9 protein-coding genes are annotated in these 15790 nt (G+C 68.9%); 5 read left to right on the top strand and 4 right to left on the bottom strand.

What is annotated here, in order from left to right:
• The first annotated feature begins 110 nt into the window (after positions 1-110).
• Positions 111-1790 (top strand): phosphoethanolamine transferase, encoded by a 1680-nt coding sequence (locus JC881_RS11865; protein ID WP_198785915.1) that lies wholly within the window; start codon positions 111-113, stop codon positions 1788-1790.
• Between the two features lie 16 nt (positions 1791-1806).
• Here the strand turns inward: JC881_RS11865 and JC881_RS11860 are convergent, their stop codons facing one another.
• The 4 genes from JC881_RS11860 to JC881_RS11845 all read right to left on the bottom strand — a co-directional run bounded on the left by JC881_RS11860 (position 1807) and on the right by JC881_RS11845 (position 7880).
• Positions 1807-2763, bottom strand: coding sequence for an alpha-E domain-containing protein (locus JC881_RS11860; protein WP_042580506.1), 957 nt, complete (start codon positions 2761-2763; stop codon positions 1807-1809).
• Between the two features lie 29 nt (positions 2764-2792).
• Positions 2793-4301: a circularly permuted type 2 ATP-grasp protein gene (locus tag JC881_RS11855; RefSeq protein ID WP_198785914.1), complete on the bottom strand. Its 1509-nt coding sequence runs from the start codon at positions 4299-4301 to the stop codon at positions 2793-2795.
• 96 nt (positions 4302-4397) lie between these two features.
• Entirely contained in the window at positions 4398-5219 is an 822-nt protein-coding gene (locus tag JC881_RS11850; RefSeq protein ID WP_233101732.1) for an oxepin-CoA hydrolase, alternative type, read from the bottom strand.
• 231 nt (positions 5220-5450) lie between these two features.
• Positions 5451-7880, bottom strand: coding sequence for a DNA internalization-related competence protein ComEC/Rec2 (locus JC881_RS11845; protein WP_198786155.1), 2430 nt, complete (start codon positions 7878-7880; stop codon positions 5451-5453).
• Between the two features lie 141 nt (positions 7881-8021).
• On the opposite strand from JC881_RS11845, the gene JC881_RS11840 reads away from it, so the two are divergent.
• The 4 genes from JC881_RS11840 to JC881_RS11825 all read left to right on the top strand — a co-directional run.
• Complete coding sequence (locus JC881_RS11840; RefSeq protein WP_198785912.1) at positions 8022-11588, top strand: transglutaminase family protein; 3567 nt, start codon at positions 8022-8024, stop codon at positions 11586-11588.
• 63 nt (positions 11589-11651) lie between these two features.
• Positions 11652-14420 carry a circularly permuted type 2 ATP-grasp protein gene (locus JC881_RS11835; RefSeq protein ID WP_198785911.1) on the top strand — a complete coding sequence of 923 codons (2769 nt, stop codon included), beginning with the start codon at positions 11652-11654 and terminating at the stop codon, positions 14418-14420.
• A 32-nt stretch (positions 14421-14452) separates the two neighbouring features.
• Positions 14453-15274, top strand: coding sequence for a basic amino acid ABC transporter substrate-binding protein (locus JC881_RS11830; protein WP_198785910.1), 822 nt, complete (start codon positions 14453-14455; stop codon positions 15272-15274).
• Between the two features lie 23 nt (positions 15275-15297).
• Positions 15298-15790 (top strand): transglutaminase N-terminal domain-containing protein (locus JC881_RS11825; RefSeq protein WP_332875231.1); only part of this gene is annotated, 493 nt, incomplete at its 3' end.

The raw sequence follows: 15790 nt of genomic DNA, 5'->3' as shown, positions 1-15790 counted from the left end.
GGATATCCCGACGTGCCACCGGCATGGCCCCCGCAGCCGTCGGGGCACTGGCCTTCGCGGCGCATCGGCGGACGCAGAATCCGAACGCCCCATCGACTCGCATCCCACGCTTGACTTCCGCTCCCTCCGACGCCCCCGCATCGCGCGGCAATGCCCTGCTCGCCTGCGGCGTGGTCGGCGCCACGCTGCTCGCACTGATCGCGCTGGGCCACGACGGCCGCCGCATCGCACAGCTCGCGGTGCTCGCCGCGCCGGTGGTGCTGTGGCTCGCATGGCCGTTGAAGAGCGCGCGCATGCGGCGCGTGCGCACGGTGCTCGTGTGGCTCTGGGCCATGGGCTTCGCGCTCGACGGCGCGGTGCGCGCCTACCTGCTCGACACCTACCAGGCCGCGCCCGACGGCGCGATGGTGCTCGGCGCGGCGGCCAACACCAATGCGCGCGAGAGCACCGAATACCTGTGGATGCATTGGCGCTCGGCCGTCGTCTGGTCGGCCGCGCTCGCCGTGGCCGGCGTGCTCGTGGGCATGTTCGCGCGACGCGGCGCCGTCTTCGATGCGGCTGCATCGTCTGTGCGCACGCGGTCGCCGTTCTGGCTCCGGTCGCTGGTGCTGGTCCTGCTGCTCGTCGCCTGCGTGGCCTATGCGAGCAAGCCATGGCGCCGGCTGCATCCCGCGATCTTCTGGGCCGGCTGGTCGCAGTCGGTGCACACGCTGCGCGCCGCCTGGGCCGACCAGGAGAAGGTGCGCGACCGTGCGATGGCGCAGGCCCGGGCCATCGCGCCGGTGGCATTGCAGGCCGGCCCTTCCACGGTGGTGCTGGTCATCACCGACAGCATCAACCGCGACAACATGGCGCTCTACGGCTACGGCCGCCCGACCACGCCGCGCTTGCTGGCGCACAAGGCGCAGGCCGGCGAGCAGATGGCGGTGCTGAAGAACGCCTGGTCGGTGGACGCGAGCACCCTGCCCGCGCTGCGCAACATGTTCCACTTCGGCCTGCCCCACGCTGAGAACGCCGAGAACGGCAAGGACGGCGACAACCCGCCGCACCTGCTGGCCCTGGCGCGCGCCGCTGGCTACAAGGTCTGGTGGATCAGCAACCACGACGACCTGGCCATCGAGCAGCAGCATGCGCGCTTCGCCGACGTGGTGGACATGGTCAACCGCACGCCCGGCCGCGCCAGTGCCTCGCTGGACGGAGAGATCCTCGATTGCGTGCAGGAGGCCTTTGCCGACACGAGCACCGATCGCAAGCTCATCGTGGTCCACCTGATGGGCGCGCACCCGCACTACAGCTTGCGCTTTCCCGAGAACGCCAACCCGTTCGACGACGACGTCGATGCGGTCGAGACCGGTCTGGTGAAGGACGGCCGCTCCGCCTGGGTGCGGCGCTTTCGCCAGGAGTACGACGCGGCGCTGCTGTACCACGACTTCGTGGTGTCGGAGCTGCTGCAGCAGACGCGCACCGCGGGCAAGCCCGACGAGTACCGCGCATGGATGTACCTCTCGGACCACGGCCAGGAGGTCGGCCATGGCAGCGACCGCGCGGGCCACAGCCCGTCGACCGCGTCGGGCTACCGAATTCCGGCCGTGGTCTGGCGCAGCCGCGAGCCGCTGCTGGGCGGCGCCGCGCAGCAGCAGCCCTTTCGCGCGGACTGGACCGGATGGACGCTCATGGACCTGCTCAAGATCCAGTGGAGCGGGCAGATGCCCGAGCGCAATGTGCTGGGTGACGCCTACCGCTGGCAGGCGCCGAAGATCCCGGTGGCCGTCGAGTCGTTTTCACGCTGACGGCCCCGGGGCTCGCTCAGTGCGCGGGGACCAGGAAGTCCTGGCTGATGCGCCCGCCCAGTTCGTTCACCCGGTCGAGGAACTGCGTGAGGTACGCATGCAGCCCCGTCGCAAGAATCTCGTCCACCCGCGCGTACTGCAGGTCGGCCAGGAGCTTGCCGGCGCGGCGCTGCGTTTCGGCGCTCTGCTCGTTCTGCACTTTCGCGAGGTTGTTGACCACCTCGACCAGGCTCGCGTGCAGCGAGCGCGGCATGTCGGCGCGAAGGATCAGGAGCTCTGCCACGCGCTCGGGCTTGATCACGTCGCGGTACACCTTGCGGTAGACCTCGAAGGCCGAGACGCTGCGCAGGATCGCGCTCCAGTGATAGAAGTCGTACTCCTGGTCTTCCTCGGTGGCGGCGCCGAAGAATTCGCTGTTGAGCGCGTGGAACTTCACGTCCACCAGGCGCGCGGTGTTGTCGGCGCGTTCGAGGAAAGTGCCCAGGCGCGAGAAGTAGAACGCCTCGTCCTGCAGCATCGTGCCCAGCGTCACGCCGCGCGAGAGGTGCGAGCGGAACTTGACCCATTCGAAGAACTGGCCCGGGTCGCGCTCGAAGTCGCCCTGGCGCAGCATGCGGTTCACTTCGAGCCAGGTGGTGTTCTGCGTTTCCCACGCTTCGGTGGTAAGCGCGCCGCGCACTGCGCGCGCGTTCTCGCGCGCGGCCTTCAGGCACGAGACGATCGAGGAGGCATTGCTCTCGTCCTTGACCATGAACTCCATCACCTCGTTGGGCGTGATCTGCTCGTACTTCTTGTTGTAGAGCGGCAGCAATTCGCTGATGGACAGCACGCCCTGCCAGCCGTACTTGGCCACTTCGGCCGACTGCGGCAGCAGCGAGGTCTGGTAGTTGACGTCGAGCATGCGCGCGGTGTTCTCGGCGCGCTCGGTGTAGCGGGACATCCAGTAGAGGTGATCGGCGGTGCGTGACAGCATTGTTTGTTCTCCTGATTTCCTGCTTGCACTCAGACCGATGACGAGGCGCTCTGCGACTGCGACTGGGACTGCGATTGCGCCCTGGGCGCACGCTCGGCCTCCAGGATCCAGGTGTCCTTGGTGCCGCCGCCCTGCGAGGAATTGACCACCAGCGAACCCTCTTTCAGCGCCACGCGCGTGAGGCCGCCGGGCACCATCTGCACCTCCTTGCCCGAGAGCACGAAGGGCCGCAGGTCGATGTGGCGCGGCGCGATGCCCGCGTCCACGAAGGTCGGCGAGGTCGACAGGCTCAGCGTGGGCTGCGCGATGTAGCCGTCGGGCTTGGCGATCACAGCTTTCTTGAAGTCCTCGATCTCGGCGTGCGTGGCGGCCGGGCCGATCAGCATGCCGTAGCCGCCGGCGCCGTGCACCTCCTTGACGACGAGGTCCTTCATGTTGTCCAGCGTGTACTGCAGCTCGTCCTTGTTGCGGCACATGTAGGTCGGCACGTTCTTCAGGATCGGCTTCTCGCCGAGGTAGAACTCGATCATCTTGGGCACGTAGGGGTAGATCGACTTGTCGTCGGCCACGCCGGTGCCCACTGCATTGCAGATCACCACGTTGCCTGCGCGGTAGGCGCGCATGAGGCCGGCCGTGCCGAGCGTGGAGGTGGGGCGGAACACGTCGGGGTCGAGGAAGTCGTCGTCCACGCGGCGGTAGATCACATCGACGCGCCGCGGTCCGCGCGTCGTGCGCATGTAGACGAAGTCGTCCTTGACGAACAGATCCTGCCCCTCGACCAGCTCGATGCCCATCTGCTGCGCGAGGAAGGCGTGCTCGAAGTAGGCGCTGTTGTACATGCCGGGCGTGAGCACCACCACCGTGGGCTCGGCCGTGGCGGGCGGCGCGCTCGCGCGCAGCGTTTCCAGCAGCAGGTCGGGGTAGTGCGCGACGGGCGCGATGCGGTTCTGGTTGAAGAGCTCTGGGAAGAGCCGCATCATCATCTTGCGGTTTTCCAGCATGTAGCTCACGCCGCTGGGCACACGCAGGTTGTCTTCGAGCACGTAGTACTCGCCGTTGCCGTCGGCATCGGGGGCGCGGACGATGTCGATGCCCGAGATGTTCGAGTAGACGTTGTGCGGCACGGTCACGCCCATCATCTCGGGGCGGAACTGCGCGTTGTTCAGGATCTGCTCGGCCGGGATGATGCCGGCCTTGATGATTTCCTGGTCGTGGTAGACGTCGTGCAGGAAGCGGTTGAGCGCCGTCACGCGCTGCACCAGCCCTTTTTCCATGCTGTCCCACTCGTGGGCGGGAATGATGCGGGGCAGCAGGTCGAACGGAATGAGCCGCTCGGTGCCCGAGCCGTCCTCGTCCTTGGCGCCATACACCGCGAAGGTGATGCCGACCCGGCGGAAGATCAGTTCCGCCTCTTCGCGCCGCGATCGCATCACCTCACCGGGTTGCTTCGCAAGCCATTGGTCGTAGCGCTTGTAGTGCTGTCGGATTGCAGCCCCCGCATAGGGCAACTGCTCATACATCTCATCGAATTTGTGCATGGAACGACCAATCTCCTTGAGCCATAGCTTAGCAAGTTCGAGGCCAGTAGAACCCCTTATGCATCGCCGAAAGGCCCGTAAACAGTCGCTCCCGCGCTATCGCTTCTGGCGGGCCGTGAGAAATTCCTTGATGCGCTTGCCGCTTTCGTCGCTGTAGAGGCTCTCGACCAGCACGCCGCGCTCGGCCTCGAGTTGCTCCCGGCGGCTGCGGCCGCGGGCCGCATACACCAGCTCCTTGATGCGGGCCTGCACGTCGAACGGGCCTTGCGCGAGCTTCTGCGCCCAGGCGAGCGCGGCGGCGTAGGCCGTGCCGCGCGGCACGATGCGGTTCACCACGCCCCAGTCATGAAGCCGGCGAGCGTGATGGACCGAACCGCCCAGGAGGATCTCGAGCACGGCCTGCGGCGGCAGCGAGCGCACCAGCGAATCGGTGCCGCCGCCGTCGATCGACAGGCCGAAGTTGACGTTGGACATCACGAACTCCGCGTCCTCGGCCGCGACGACCAGGTCGCACGCAAGGCACAGCGAAAAACCGCTGCCCGCCGCCGTGCCCTCGACCGCGGCGATGACGGGCTGGGGCGCTTCCTGCATCGCCATGACCCATTCGTTCAGCGCGTCCGAATGCGCCAGCTGCTCCGATTGCGGGAGCTTGCGCTGCCGCACGAGCCGCCGCAGGTCGCCGCCGACGCAGAAATGTTCGCCCTCCCCGGTCAGCACGATGGCGCGCACAGTGCGAAAACCCGAGGCGGCGCGTATCGCCTTCGCGGCGGCCCGGTAGATCGATGGATTGACGGTGTTGCGCGCCGCGGGATTGCTGATGGTCAGCACGAGCACCGCCCCCTCGCGGTGCATCTGGAGCCTGGCGGTGGGGGTCGCGGTGGCCCCGGCGCCGGTGATGGTGGGAACGGCTGCGGCCATCATGGCGTCCGCCTGCCGATCGGTTGGTGCTGACGCCTGTTCTTGTGAAACATGCGGCCTCCTCATGTTGTTTCGGATCGATACAACGCATCAGGCGCCGCGATCCGCGACGAGGCAATCGGCCATACCCCTTTGGTTTAACAATTAGTTCACATTTTTCAGCAATTCCCCTTCAACGCGACCGTGGCGGCGAACCGCGCCGGATGGCGGGAATCGGCCAGCGACGGCACGTCAGGGCACGCGGTGCTGCCAGTAGCGCGCATGGCGATCGCGCTCGCAGGCCACCTCGGCGGGCCGCACGCTGGTCCATTGCGCGGCGCCGCAGCGCACGCTCTCCACCACCCGCACGCCGCGCGCCGTGTAGCGCGCAACCACCTCCTTCGCCGGATGCCCGAAGCGGTTGCGGTAGCCCGCCTGGACCAGCGCGATGCGCGGGTGCACCGTATCGAGCAGCGCTTCGCTCGACGATGTCTTGCTGCCGTGATGCGGCACCAGCAGCACGTCGGCCGCGAGCGCGCCGCCGCGCTGCACGAGCGCGCGCTCCTGGTCGCGCTCGATGTCGCCGGCCAGCAGCACGGCCGCGCGGCCATTGCCGATGCGCAGCACGCACGAGACCGCGTTCGATTTGGCCGTGGCCGTGTAGTCCGAGGCGAGCGGATGCAGCAGCTCGAAATGCACGCCGTCCCAGTTCCATTGCCGGCCGGCTTCGCACACCGCTCCCGGGTGCTGCGCGCGCAGCGGATGCGTCGCCTCGATCGAGCTGAGCAGCAGGGTTCCGGGCTGCATCGCGAGGACCGCAGGCGCGCCGCCGGTGTGATCGATGTCGCGGTGGCTCAGCACCAGCATGTCGAGCCGCTCGTCGAAGGCGCGCAGCAGCGGCACGAGCACGCGATGGCCCGCGTCGCTCTCCAGGCTGTAGCGCGGCCCGGCGTCGTAGAGCAGGCTGTGCGTCGCGGTGCGGACCAGCACGGCGCTGCCCTGCCCGATGTCGGCCGCGAGCAGTTCGAATTCGCCGGTGGCGGGCCGCGGCATCTGCCACAGCAACACGGGCAGCAGCAATGGCAGGCCGAGTGCGCGCATCGACCGCGGCAACGGCATGGCGAGCAACGCGCCGCCGGCCACGCCGCAGGCCGCCATCCACCACGGCGGCGCGGCCATCGACAGCGTGGCGAACGGCAGCCCCGCGAGCCATTGCAGCAGGACGGCGAGCGCCTGCACGGCCCAGGCCGCGACATCCCACAGCGGCGCCGCGACCGCGCCCAGCATGACCAGCGGCGTGATCACGAGCGTGACCCAGGGAATCGCGATCGCGTTGGCCAGCAGCCCCACCACCGACACCTGCTGGAACAGCAAGAGGCTCAATGGCGTGAGCGCCAGTGTGATCACCCATTGCTCGCGAAAGAACAGGAACAGCCGCTGCGCGGCGCCCGTTTTCCGCTCGCCGGCCTCCGTCGAATCGGTGGCGAAGAGCACGCCCACCGCGACGAAGCTGAGCCAGAAGCCCGCCTGCATCAAGGCCCACGGATCGATCGCCACCACCACCGCGGCCGTCAGCAGCCAGACATGCGGCCACGGCCAGCGCCGGCCGGTCAGGCGCAGCAGCGCGACCGTGGCGAGCATCCACACCGTGCGCTGCGAGGGCACGCCCCATCCGCTGAAGAGCGCGTAGAGCGTGGCCAGCAGCACGCCGCCGATCAGCGCGGCCTGGGGTGCGGGAAGGCGCAGCATCAACCGCGTGCTGCGTCGCCACAGCGCGCCGGCGATGTGCGCGGCGAGCCACGCGAACATCGTGATGTGCAGGCCCGAGATCGACATCAGGTGCGCCACGCCGGTCGCCCTGAACACGTCCCAGCCGGCACGGTCGATGGCGCCCTGGTCGCCGGTGACCAGCGCGGCGATCACACCGGCCTGGCGGCGGTCGGCCACGCGCTCGAACACCGCATCGCGCACCGCTTCGCGTGCGCGCTCGATGGGATGCCACCACGTGTTCGCGACATACGCCGGCGCCGCATCGTGCGTGCCGGTCCGAACGTAGCCGTTGGCATGCACGCCCTGCTCCCACAGCCAGAGTTCGCTGTCGAAGCCATGCGGATTGAGGTTGCCGTGCGGTGCCCTGAGCCGCACCGTGAGTTGCCATCGCTCGCCGGCATGCAGCGCGCCGACTGCAGCGGAGGAAGTGGCCCGTCCCTCCATGGCATGCCCCCAGAGTCCGGTGTTCTCGCCGTACCAACCGAGCGCGATGCGCGAAGGCACCACAGGCGGCGCATCGTTGCGCGCATCGGCCCAACGCGCGGATTCGACATCGAGATGAAACCGCGTTCCAGTCTCGTTGCGCTGCGGCATCTGCGAGACCACGCCGGTCACCTGCAGGTCGCGCCCTTCGAGCGACGGATCGAGCGCATCGCCTGCGTAGGCAACGGCACGCCACCCCGCAAGCCCCGCACCGGCCAATGCGCCGCACACCAGTGCCGCGACCAGCAACAGCCGCCCGAAGGCACGCCGCCACCACAGCCCCGCGACACCCGCGAACAGCAAGGCCGCATAGGCCCCCGCCCGCCACAGCGTTGGCTGATGCAACTGCAACGCCGCACCGGCGAGCGATCCCCCCAATGCGGCAAACGCCCACGACACGCCCCTGCCGGACGCACGCGACGGCGTCAGCACACGACTCCACGACACATGATGCAAACCCTCCCCGAACCCGCGCTCGATGGCGCGTTAATTGCTTGGCTTCTGGGCTAGTATGCGTCTCACAAGAGACATCTTTTCGATGCAATCTCGCAGTACTGCACATAAAAACGCATGTCCATTCACGCCGCACTCCACCACGTCACCCACTACAAATACGACCGCCTGGTGCAGTTGGGCCCGCAGGTCGTGCGCCTGCGGCCCGCGCCGCATTGCCGCAGCAACGTGATCTCGTACTCGCTCACCGTCGAGCCGGCCGAGCACTTCGTCAACTGGATGCAGGACCCGTTCGCCAACTACCAGGCGCGGCTGGTGTTCCCCGAGAAAACACGCGAATTCAAGGTCACCGTCGACCTCGTGGTCGAGATGGCGGTCTACAACCCCTTCGACTTTTTCCTCGAGCCGCAGGCCGAGAACTTTCCGTTCAAGTACACCGCCTCGCAGGCCGAGGAGCTCGCGCCCTACCTCGTGGCCGATCCGGCAACGCCGCTGGTGGAGGCCTACCTCGAGAAGATCGACCGCAAGGAGCAGCGCACCATCGACTTCCTGGTGGGCCTGAACCAGCAGGTGCAGCAGGACGTCAACTACCTCATCCGCATGGAGCCCGGCGTGCAGTCGCCGGAAGAGACGCTCACCAACGGCAGCGGCTCGTGCCGCGACTCGGGCTGGCTGCTGGTGCAGCTGCTGCGCCACATGGGGCTGGCCGCGCGCTTCGTCTCGGGCTACCTGATCCAGCTCACGCCCGACGTGAAGGCGCTGGACGGCCCGAGCGGCACGACGGTCGACTTCACCGACCTGCACGCCTGGTGCGAGGTGTTCCTGCCGGGCGCGGGCTGGATCGGCCTCGACGCGACCTCGGGCCTCATGGCCGGCGAAGGCCACATCCCGCTCGCCTGCACGCCCACGCCGTCGAGCGCGGCGCCCATCGAAGGCGGCGTGGACGAATCGGAGGTCGAGTTCGGCCACGAGATGAAGGTCACGCGCATCTACGAATCGCCGCGCGTCACCAAGCCCTACACCGAAGAGCAATGGGCCGAGGTGCTCTCGCTCGGCGATGCCGTCGATGCGCGCCTGAAGGCCGGCGACGTGCGCCTCACGATGGGCGGCGAGCCCACCTACGTTGCCACCGCCGACCGCGACGCGCCCGAGTGGAACACCGACGCGCTCGGCCCCACCAAGCGCGGCTACGCGACCGAACTCGTTCACAAGCTGCGCGCCGAATACGGCAACGGCGGGTTCCTGCATTTCGGCCAGGGCAAGTGGTACCCGGGCGAGCAGCTGCCGCGCTGGGCCCTCTCGATCTTCTGGCGCGCCGACGGCCAGACGCTGTGGCACGACCCGGCGCTCTTCGCCGACGAGCGCTTTCCCACGCACTACACGAGCGAGGACGCACGCCGCTTCACCAGCACGCTGGCCGGCAATCTCGGCCTCACCGAGCGCTACATCCAGCCCGGCTACGAAGACACCTACTACTACCTCTGGCGCGAACGCCGCCTGCCGGTGAACGTCGACCCCTTCGAGTCGAAGCTGGACGACGAGCTCGAACGCGTGCGCCTGCGCCGCGTGTTCACGCAGAAGCTGGACGCGGTGATCGGCTACATGCTGCCCATCGAGCCGGGCAATGCGAACGGCGATGCGCCCGCGCTCGCCGGACCCGGCTGGAAGACCGGCCCCTGGTTCCTGCGCGACGACCGGCTCTATCTCATTCCGGGCGATTCGCCCATGGGCTACCGCCTGCCGCTCGACTCGCAGCCGTGGGCCAGCAAGGGCGACTACCCCTACCTGATCGAGCGCGACCCGACCGCGCCGCGCGGTGCGCTGCCGAGCGCGGCCGACTACCGTGCGCGCTACAGCACAGGCGCTGTGGGTGCAGCCGGCTCCACGGGTGCCAACCTCGGCGACGTGCCCTACACCTTCGGCACGCCGCCCGTGGTGCCCGCATCGTTGCGCATGCAGAGCCCCGGCGATGCGGCCAGCGGTGATGCCGCAGCGGCCGCCGCACGTGCCGCCGACGCGAACGCCGATGCCTCGGCCGCGTCCGCCACCTCCGCCCCGTCCGCCACACCGGCCACCCGCCAGCCCCTGCGCGGCGAATCGGCCCACTGGGTCACGCGCACCGCGCTGTGCGTGGAGGTGCGCGATCCGCGCCGCGCCAACGGCCCGTCGGCCGAGAAAAAGGGCAGCGCCTCGGGCGTGCTCTACGTCTTCATGCCGCCGCTCGCGCGCCTGGAGGACTACCTGGACCTGGTCGCCGCCATCGAAGCCACCGCGCGCGAGCTGGACATGCGCATCGTGATGGAAGGCTATCCGCCGCCGCGCGATCCGCGCCTGAAAATGCTGGCCGTCACGCCCGACCCGGGCGTGATCGAAGTCAACATCCACCCGGCCCACAACTGGAAGGAACTGGTCGCGCACACCGAGTTCCTCTACAACGCCGCGTTCGAGACGCGCCTGTCGGCCGAGAAGTTCATGACCGACGGCCGTCACACGGGCACCGGCGGCGGCAACCACTTCGTGATGGGCGGCGCCACGCCGGCCGACAGCCCGTTCCTTCGCCGGCCCGAGCTGCTCGCGAGCCTCTTGCTGTACTGGCACAACCACCCGTCGCTGAGCTACCTCTTCTCGGGCATGTTCATCGGCCCGACGAGCCAGGCGCCGCGCGTGGACGAGGCGCGCAACGACCAGGTCTACGAACTGGAAATTGCCCTGCAGGAAATCGCGAAGAACCGCGAGATCTACGGCCAGAACATGCCCGCATGGCTGGTCGACCGCACGCTGCGCAACATCCTGATCGACGTGTCGGGCAACACGCACCGCAGCGAGTTCTGCATCGACAAGCTCTACTCGCCCGATTCGAGCACCGGGCGCCTCGGCCTGCTGGAGCTGCGCGCCTTCGAGATGCCTCCGCATGCGCGCATGAGCATTGCGCAGCAACTGCTGATTCGCGCGCTGGTGGCCCGCTTCTGGGACGAGCCCTACAAGGCACCCGTGACGCGCTGGGGCACCGAATTGCACGACCGCTTCCTCTTGCCGACCTTCGTGAAGATGGACTTCGACTACGTCATCAGCGAGATGCGCCAGGCCGGCTTCGCGTTCGATCCCGACTGGTTCGCGCCGCACTTCGAGTTCCGCTTCCCGCTCGTGGGCCAGATGCAGGCGATGGGCGTGGAGCTGTCGCTGCGCAACGCCCTGGAGCCGTGGCACGTGATGGGCGAGGAAGGTTCGGCGGGCGGCACGGTGCGCTATGTCGATTCGTCGCTCGAGCGCATCGAGGTGCGCGTGACGGGCCTGAACGAGAGCCGCCACGTCGTCACCGTCAACGGCAAGGTGCTGCCGCTGCAGCCCACGGGCGTGACCGGCGAATTCGTCGCGGGCGTGCGCTACAAGGCGTGGAACCCGCCCTCGGCGCTGCACCCGAGCATCGGCGCCCACGCGCCGCTGACCTTCGACCTGGTGGACACCTGGATGAAGCGGTCCCTCGGCGGTTGCCAGTACTTCGTGGCCCACCCGGGCGGACGCAACTACGACAGCTTCCCGGTCAACGCCTACGAGGCCGAGAGCCGCCGCCATTCGCGCTTCACGCGCATGGGCCACACGCCCGGCCTCATGCGCACGCCGCCGGCCACCATCGAGCTGCCGGGCAGCCGCGAATTCCCGTTCACGCTCGATCTGCGCCGATAAGGGGTCATTTAGCACACTGCCCGAGCGGCCGCGCCGTGACGGCGGTGTGACAATCCACCCCCTGTGGAACCTTTGAACGAATCCCTGTTCGACGCCCAGGCCCTGGAGTTTCCAGCGGCCCTGGCGTCGGCGCTCGCACCGGCCGCGCTGCCCGGCCACTTCGACGAGCTGCGTGGCCAGGCCACCGCGGCTGCGCCCGCGAGGCCCGCTTCCGGTGGTGCGGCGCCGGCGACTGCGCCGGCCCCGCTGCTGTACGACGCGGCGGCGGAGCGGCCGGCGGCCACGCCGTCGCAGTCCCAATCGCAATCGTCCCAATCGCAGTCCCAGTCCCAGTCGCAGTCCCAGTCGCAACAGCAAACGTCGTCCAACGACAAACCGCCGCTCACTCCCGCCTGGAACGCCTTCTTCGACCAGCTCGGCCCGGGCGGCTTCAACGACCTGCCGCGCCGTGCGGTGAGCCTGGAGCGGCAGATCCGCGACAACGGCGTCACCTACAACGTCTACGCCGACGCCAACGGACCGCAGCGCCCCTGGTCGCTGGACCTCTTTCCGCTGATCGTCTCGCCCGAGAGCTGGAGCCAGATCGAGGCCGGCGTGCTGCAGCGCGTGCGCGTGCTCGACCGCGTGATGGCCGACGTGTACGGCCCGCAGCAACTGCTGAGCGAAGGGCTCCTGCCGCCGGCGCTGGTGCGCGGCCATCCGGGCTACCTGCGCGCGCTGCACGGCGTGAAGCCGCCGGGCGACACCTGGCTGCACATCGCGGCCTTCGACCTCGCGCGCGGCCCCGACGGCAACTGGTGGGTGGTGTCGCAGCGCACCCAGGCGCCCTCGGGCCTGGGCTACCTGCTGGAGAACCGCCTGGCCATCACGCGGCAGTTTCCGCAGGCCTTCGAGGCGCTGCACGTGCAGCGCCTGGCCGCCACCTACAGCGCCATGATGGACGGCCTGCAGCGCATGTGCCCGGCCGGCGTGCCGCCCCACATCGCCCTCCTCACCCCCGGCCCGTACAACGAGACCTACTTCGAGCACGCGTACCTCGCGCGGTATCTGGGCGTGACGCTGGTCGAAGGCAGCGACCTCACGGTGCGCGACCAGCGGCTCTACCTGAAAACACTGCAGGGCCTGCGTCCGGTGCACGGCCTCATCAAGCGGCTGGACGACCAGTTCCTCGACCCGCTGGAGCTGCGCCCCGATTCCACGCTCGGCGTGCCCGGCCTCCTGCAGGCGATTCGCGCCGGCAACGTGCTGGTGGCCAACATGCCGGGCTCGGCCTTCCTCGAATCGCCCGCGCTGCTCGGCTTCCTGCCGGGCCTCGCACGCCGGCTGATTGGCGAGAAGCTCAAGCTCCCGGCCCTACCCACCTGGTGGTGCGGCGAGCGCGCCGCGCTAGAAGCCGTGCTGCCGCAGTTGGGCGACTGCGCCATCAAGCCCACCTATCCCGGCTTCGACGGCCAGACCAGTTTCGACGCGGTGCTCGGCAGCCAGCTCGGCCGGCGCGAACTCGACGAATGGGCCGGCCGCATCGTGCGCGAGGGCGATGCCCACACCGTGCAGAGCTACCTGCCGCTGTCGCAGATGCCCACCTGGGCGAGCGACCTGGGCCCCGGCCACATCGCGCCGCGCGCGGTGCTGCTGCGCGTGTTCGCGGTGAGCGACGGCGCGCAGTCGTGGCGCGTGCTGCCCGGCGGGCTCGCGCGGCTTGCGGGCGCGAATGCGCAGATCGCCTCGATGCAGCGCGGCGGCAGCAGCGCCGACGTGTGGGTGCAGACGCACGGCGAGGTCGATCGCACCACGCTGCTGCAGCCGCACGCGACGCCCGCCTCGCTCGCGCGGCACCGCGCGCCGGTCACCAGCCGCGCGGCGGAGAACATGTTCTGGCTCGGCCGCTATACCGAGCGCGCCGAGAACGCGGTGCGCCTGGCGCGCCTCACGCTCAACCTGCTGGGCGGCGAAGACCAGTCGTCGCGCCCGCTGCTCGAATGGCTGCACCGCATGGCTGTGCGCAATGCGCTGGTGCCGGCCGAGGCGCCGAGCGCGCCGCAGTCGCGCCGGGTGTTCGAACGCGCGCTGGTGGCCGAGCTCGGCGACGTGGACAAGGGCGGCAGCGTCGGCTACAGCCTTCGTTGCATCCGCGAGGCCGCTGCTGCCGTGCGCGAGCGGCTCTCGCAGGACAACTGGAACCAGATCGTGCGCGCCGAGGCCGACTTCCTGCGCCGCGCGGCCGAGCAGGCCGGCGAAGGCAGCTTCGCCGCCAGCGCCGCGCTGCGCGCGCTCGAATCGGCCAGCACCGCGCTGGCCGCGATGACCGGCGCGCAGACCGACCGCATGACGCGCGACGACGCCTGGCGCCTGCTCTCCATCGGCCGCCACATCGAGCGCCTGGGCTTTTTGTCGAACGCCCTGGAAGCAGGCTTCGACAACGGCGCCGTGCACGAGGTCAGCGGCTTCGAGGCGATGGTGGCGCTGTTCGACAGCACCATCACCTTCCACGCGCGCTACCAGCAGCGCCGCGACGTGGCCACGCTGGTCGACCTCTTGGTGCTCGATGCCGAGAACCCGCGCTCGCTGGCCTGGGTCACGCAGACCCTGCGCGGGCGCATCGCGCGGCTCGCGGGCAGCGCGCCGGGCAAGCTCACCGCGCTGTCGTACGAGTTGCCCGACCCGGCCACCTGGACGCTGGAACACCTTTGCGCCACCGGCCCCGAAGCGAACTATCCCGCGCTGGTGCAGTTGCTCGCCAACTGCGAGACGGCGGCCTACCATGTGTCGGACGCCATCGGCACGCGCTACTTCACGCTCACCTCCGAATCGCTGCGCTCGGTCGGCGCGTGATCTCACAACGATATTTCGAAGGAGGCATTTTCATGTCAGGCATCGCCATCAACCGCCGATTCACACTGACCGCCGGGGTACTTGTCGCCGGCCTCATGCTCGCCGGCTGCGGCAAGCAGGAGGCCGCTGCGCCCGCGGCCGCCTCCGCACCGCCGCCGCCCGCCACGGCCCGCGTGCTGGTCGTGGGCACCGACGCCGCCTACGCGCCCTTCGAATCGCAGAACGAAAAGGGCGAGGTCGTGGGCTTCGACATCGACGTGGTCAAGGCCGTCGCGCAGAAGGCCGGCATCGAGGTGAAGTTCGTCAACACGCCGTGGGAAGGCATCTTCAATTCGCTCGACCAGGGCGACCGCGACCTGCTGGTGTCGTCCATCACCATCACCAACGAGCGCCGCCAGACCATGGACTTCTCGCAGCCCTACTTCGAGGCCCGGCAGCTCATCGCGGTCAAGAGCGATTCGCCGGTCGCGAAGTTCGAGGACCTCAAGAACCTGAAGGTCGGCGTGCAGAACGGCACGACCGGCGATGAGGTCGTGGGCAAGCTGCTGGGCAAATCGAGCACCGCCATCAAGCGCTTCGAATCCACCCCGCTCGCGCTGAAGGAGCTCGAAGCCGGCGGCGTGCAGGCGGTGGTGGCCGACAACGGCGTGGTGGCGCACTACCTGGCCAACAACGCCGGCGGCGGCTTCAAGACGGTGAGCGACGCGGGCTTTCCGGCCGAGCAGTACGGCATCGCGGTGAAGAAGGGAAATGCCGAGCTGCTCGCCAGGATCGACAAGGGCCTGGCGGACATCAAGGCCGACGGCACCTACGCGAAGATCTACGCCTCGCACTTCGGCGCCGAGTCGAAATAAAAAAAACAACCCACGGCCTCGCCATGCTGCTGCACGTCACCCACGAAACCCGCTACGAGTACGCACCGCCGGTCGAGACGGCGCAGCACCTAGCCCACCTGAAGCCGCTGGCCACCGGTTCGCAGCGGCTGGTGAGCCACCAGCTCGCGATCGATCCGGCGCCCGCGCAGCGCAGCGAGCTGCCCGACGTCTACGGCAACACCCGCGCCTTCTTCGCGCTCGAAGCCACGCACGACCGGCTGGTGGTCACCGCCGAGAGCGTGGTCGAGACCTCGGTGCCGGTGCTCTCGAGCGCGGTGGCGCGCGAGCTGCCCTGGGAGGCCGTGCGCGAGCGCTTTCGCTTTCGCAAGGACGCCACCTTCGACGCGGCTTCCGAGTTTGTCTTTCCCTCGCCCTACGTGCCGCGCCACGACGATTTCGCCGCCTATGCGCGCGCGAGCTTCGTGCCCGGCCGGCCCACCTTCGACGTGGCGATGGACCTCACCGAGCGCATGTACCGCGACTTCGACTACGACG

Source organism: Variovorax sp. IB41 (assembly GCF_016405905.1).
GTDB lineage: Bacteria > Pseudomonadota > Gammaproteobacteria > Burkholderiales > Burkholderiaceae_C > Variovorax.
Note: the sequence above shows the minus strand (reverse complement) of the source record. Positions and strands in the feature narration are given on the sequence as shown.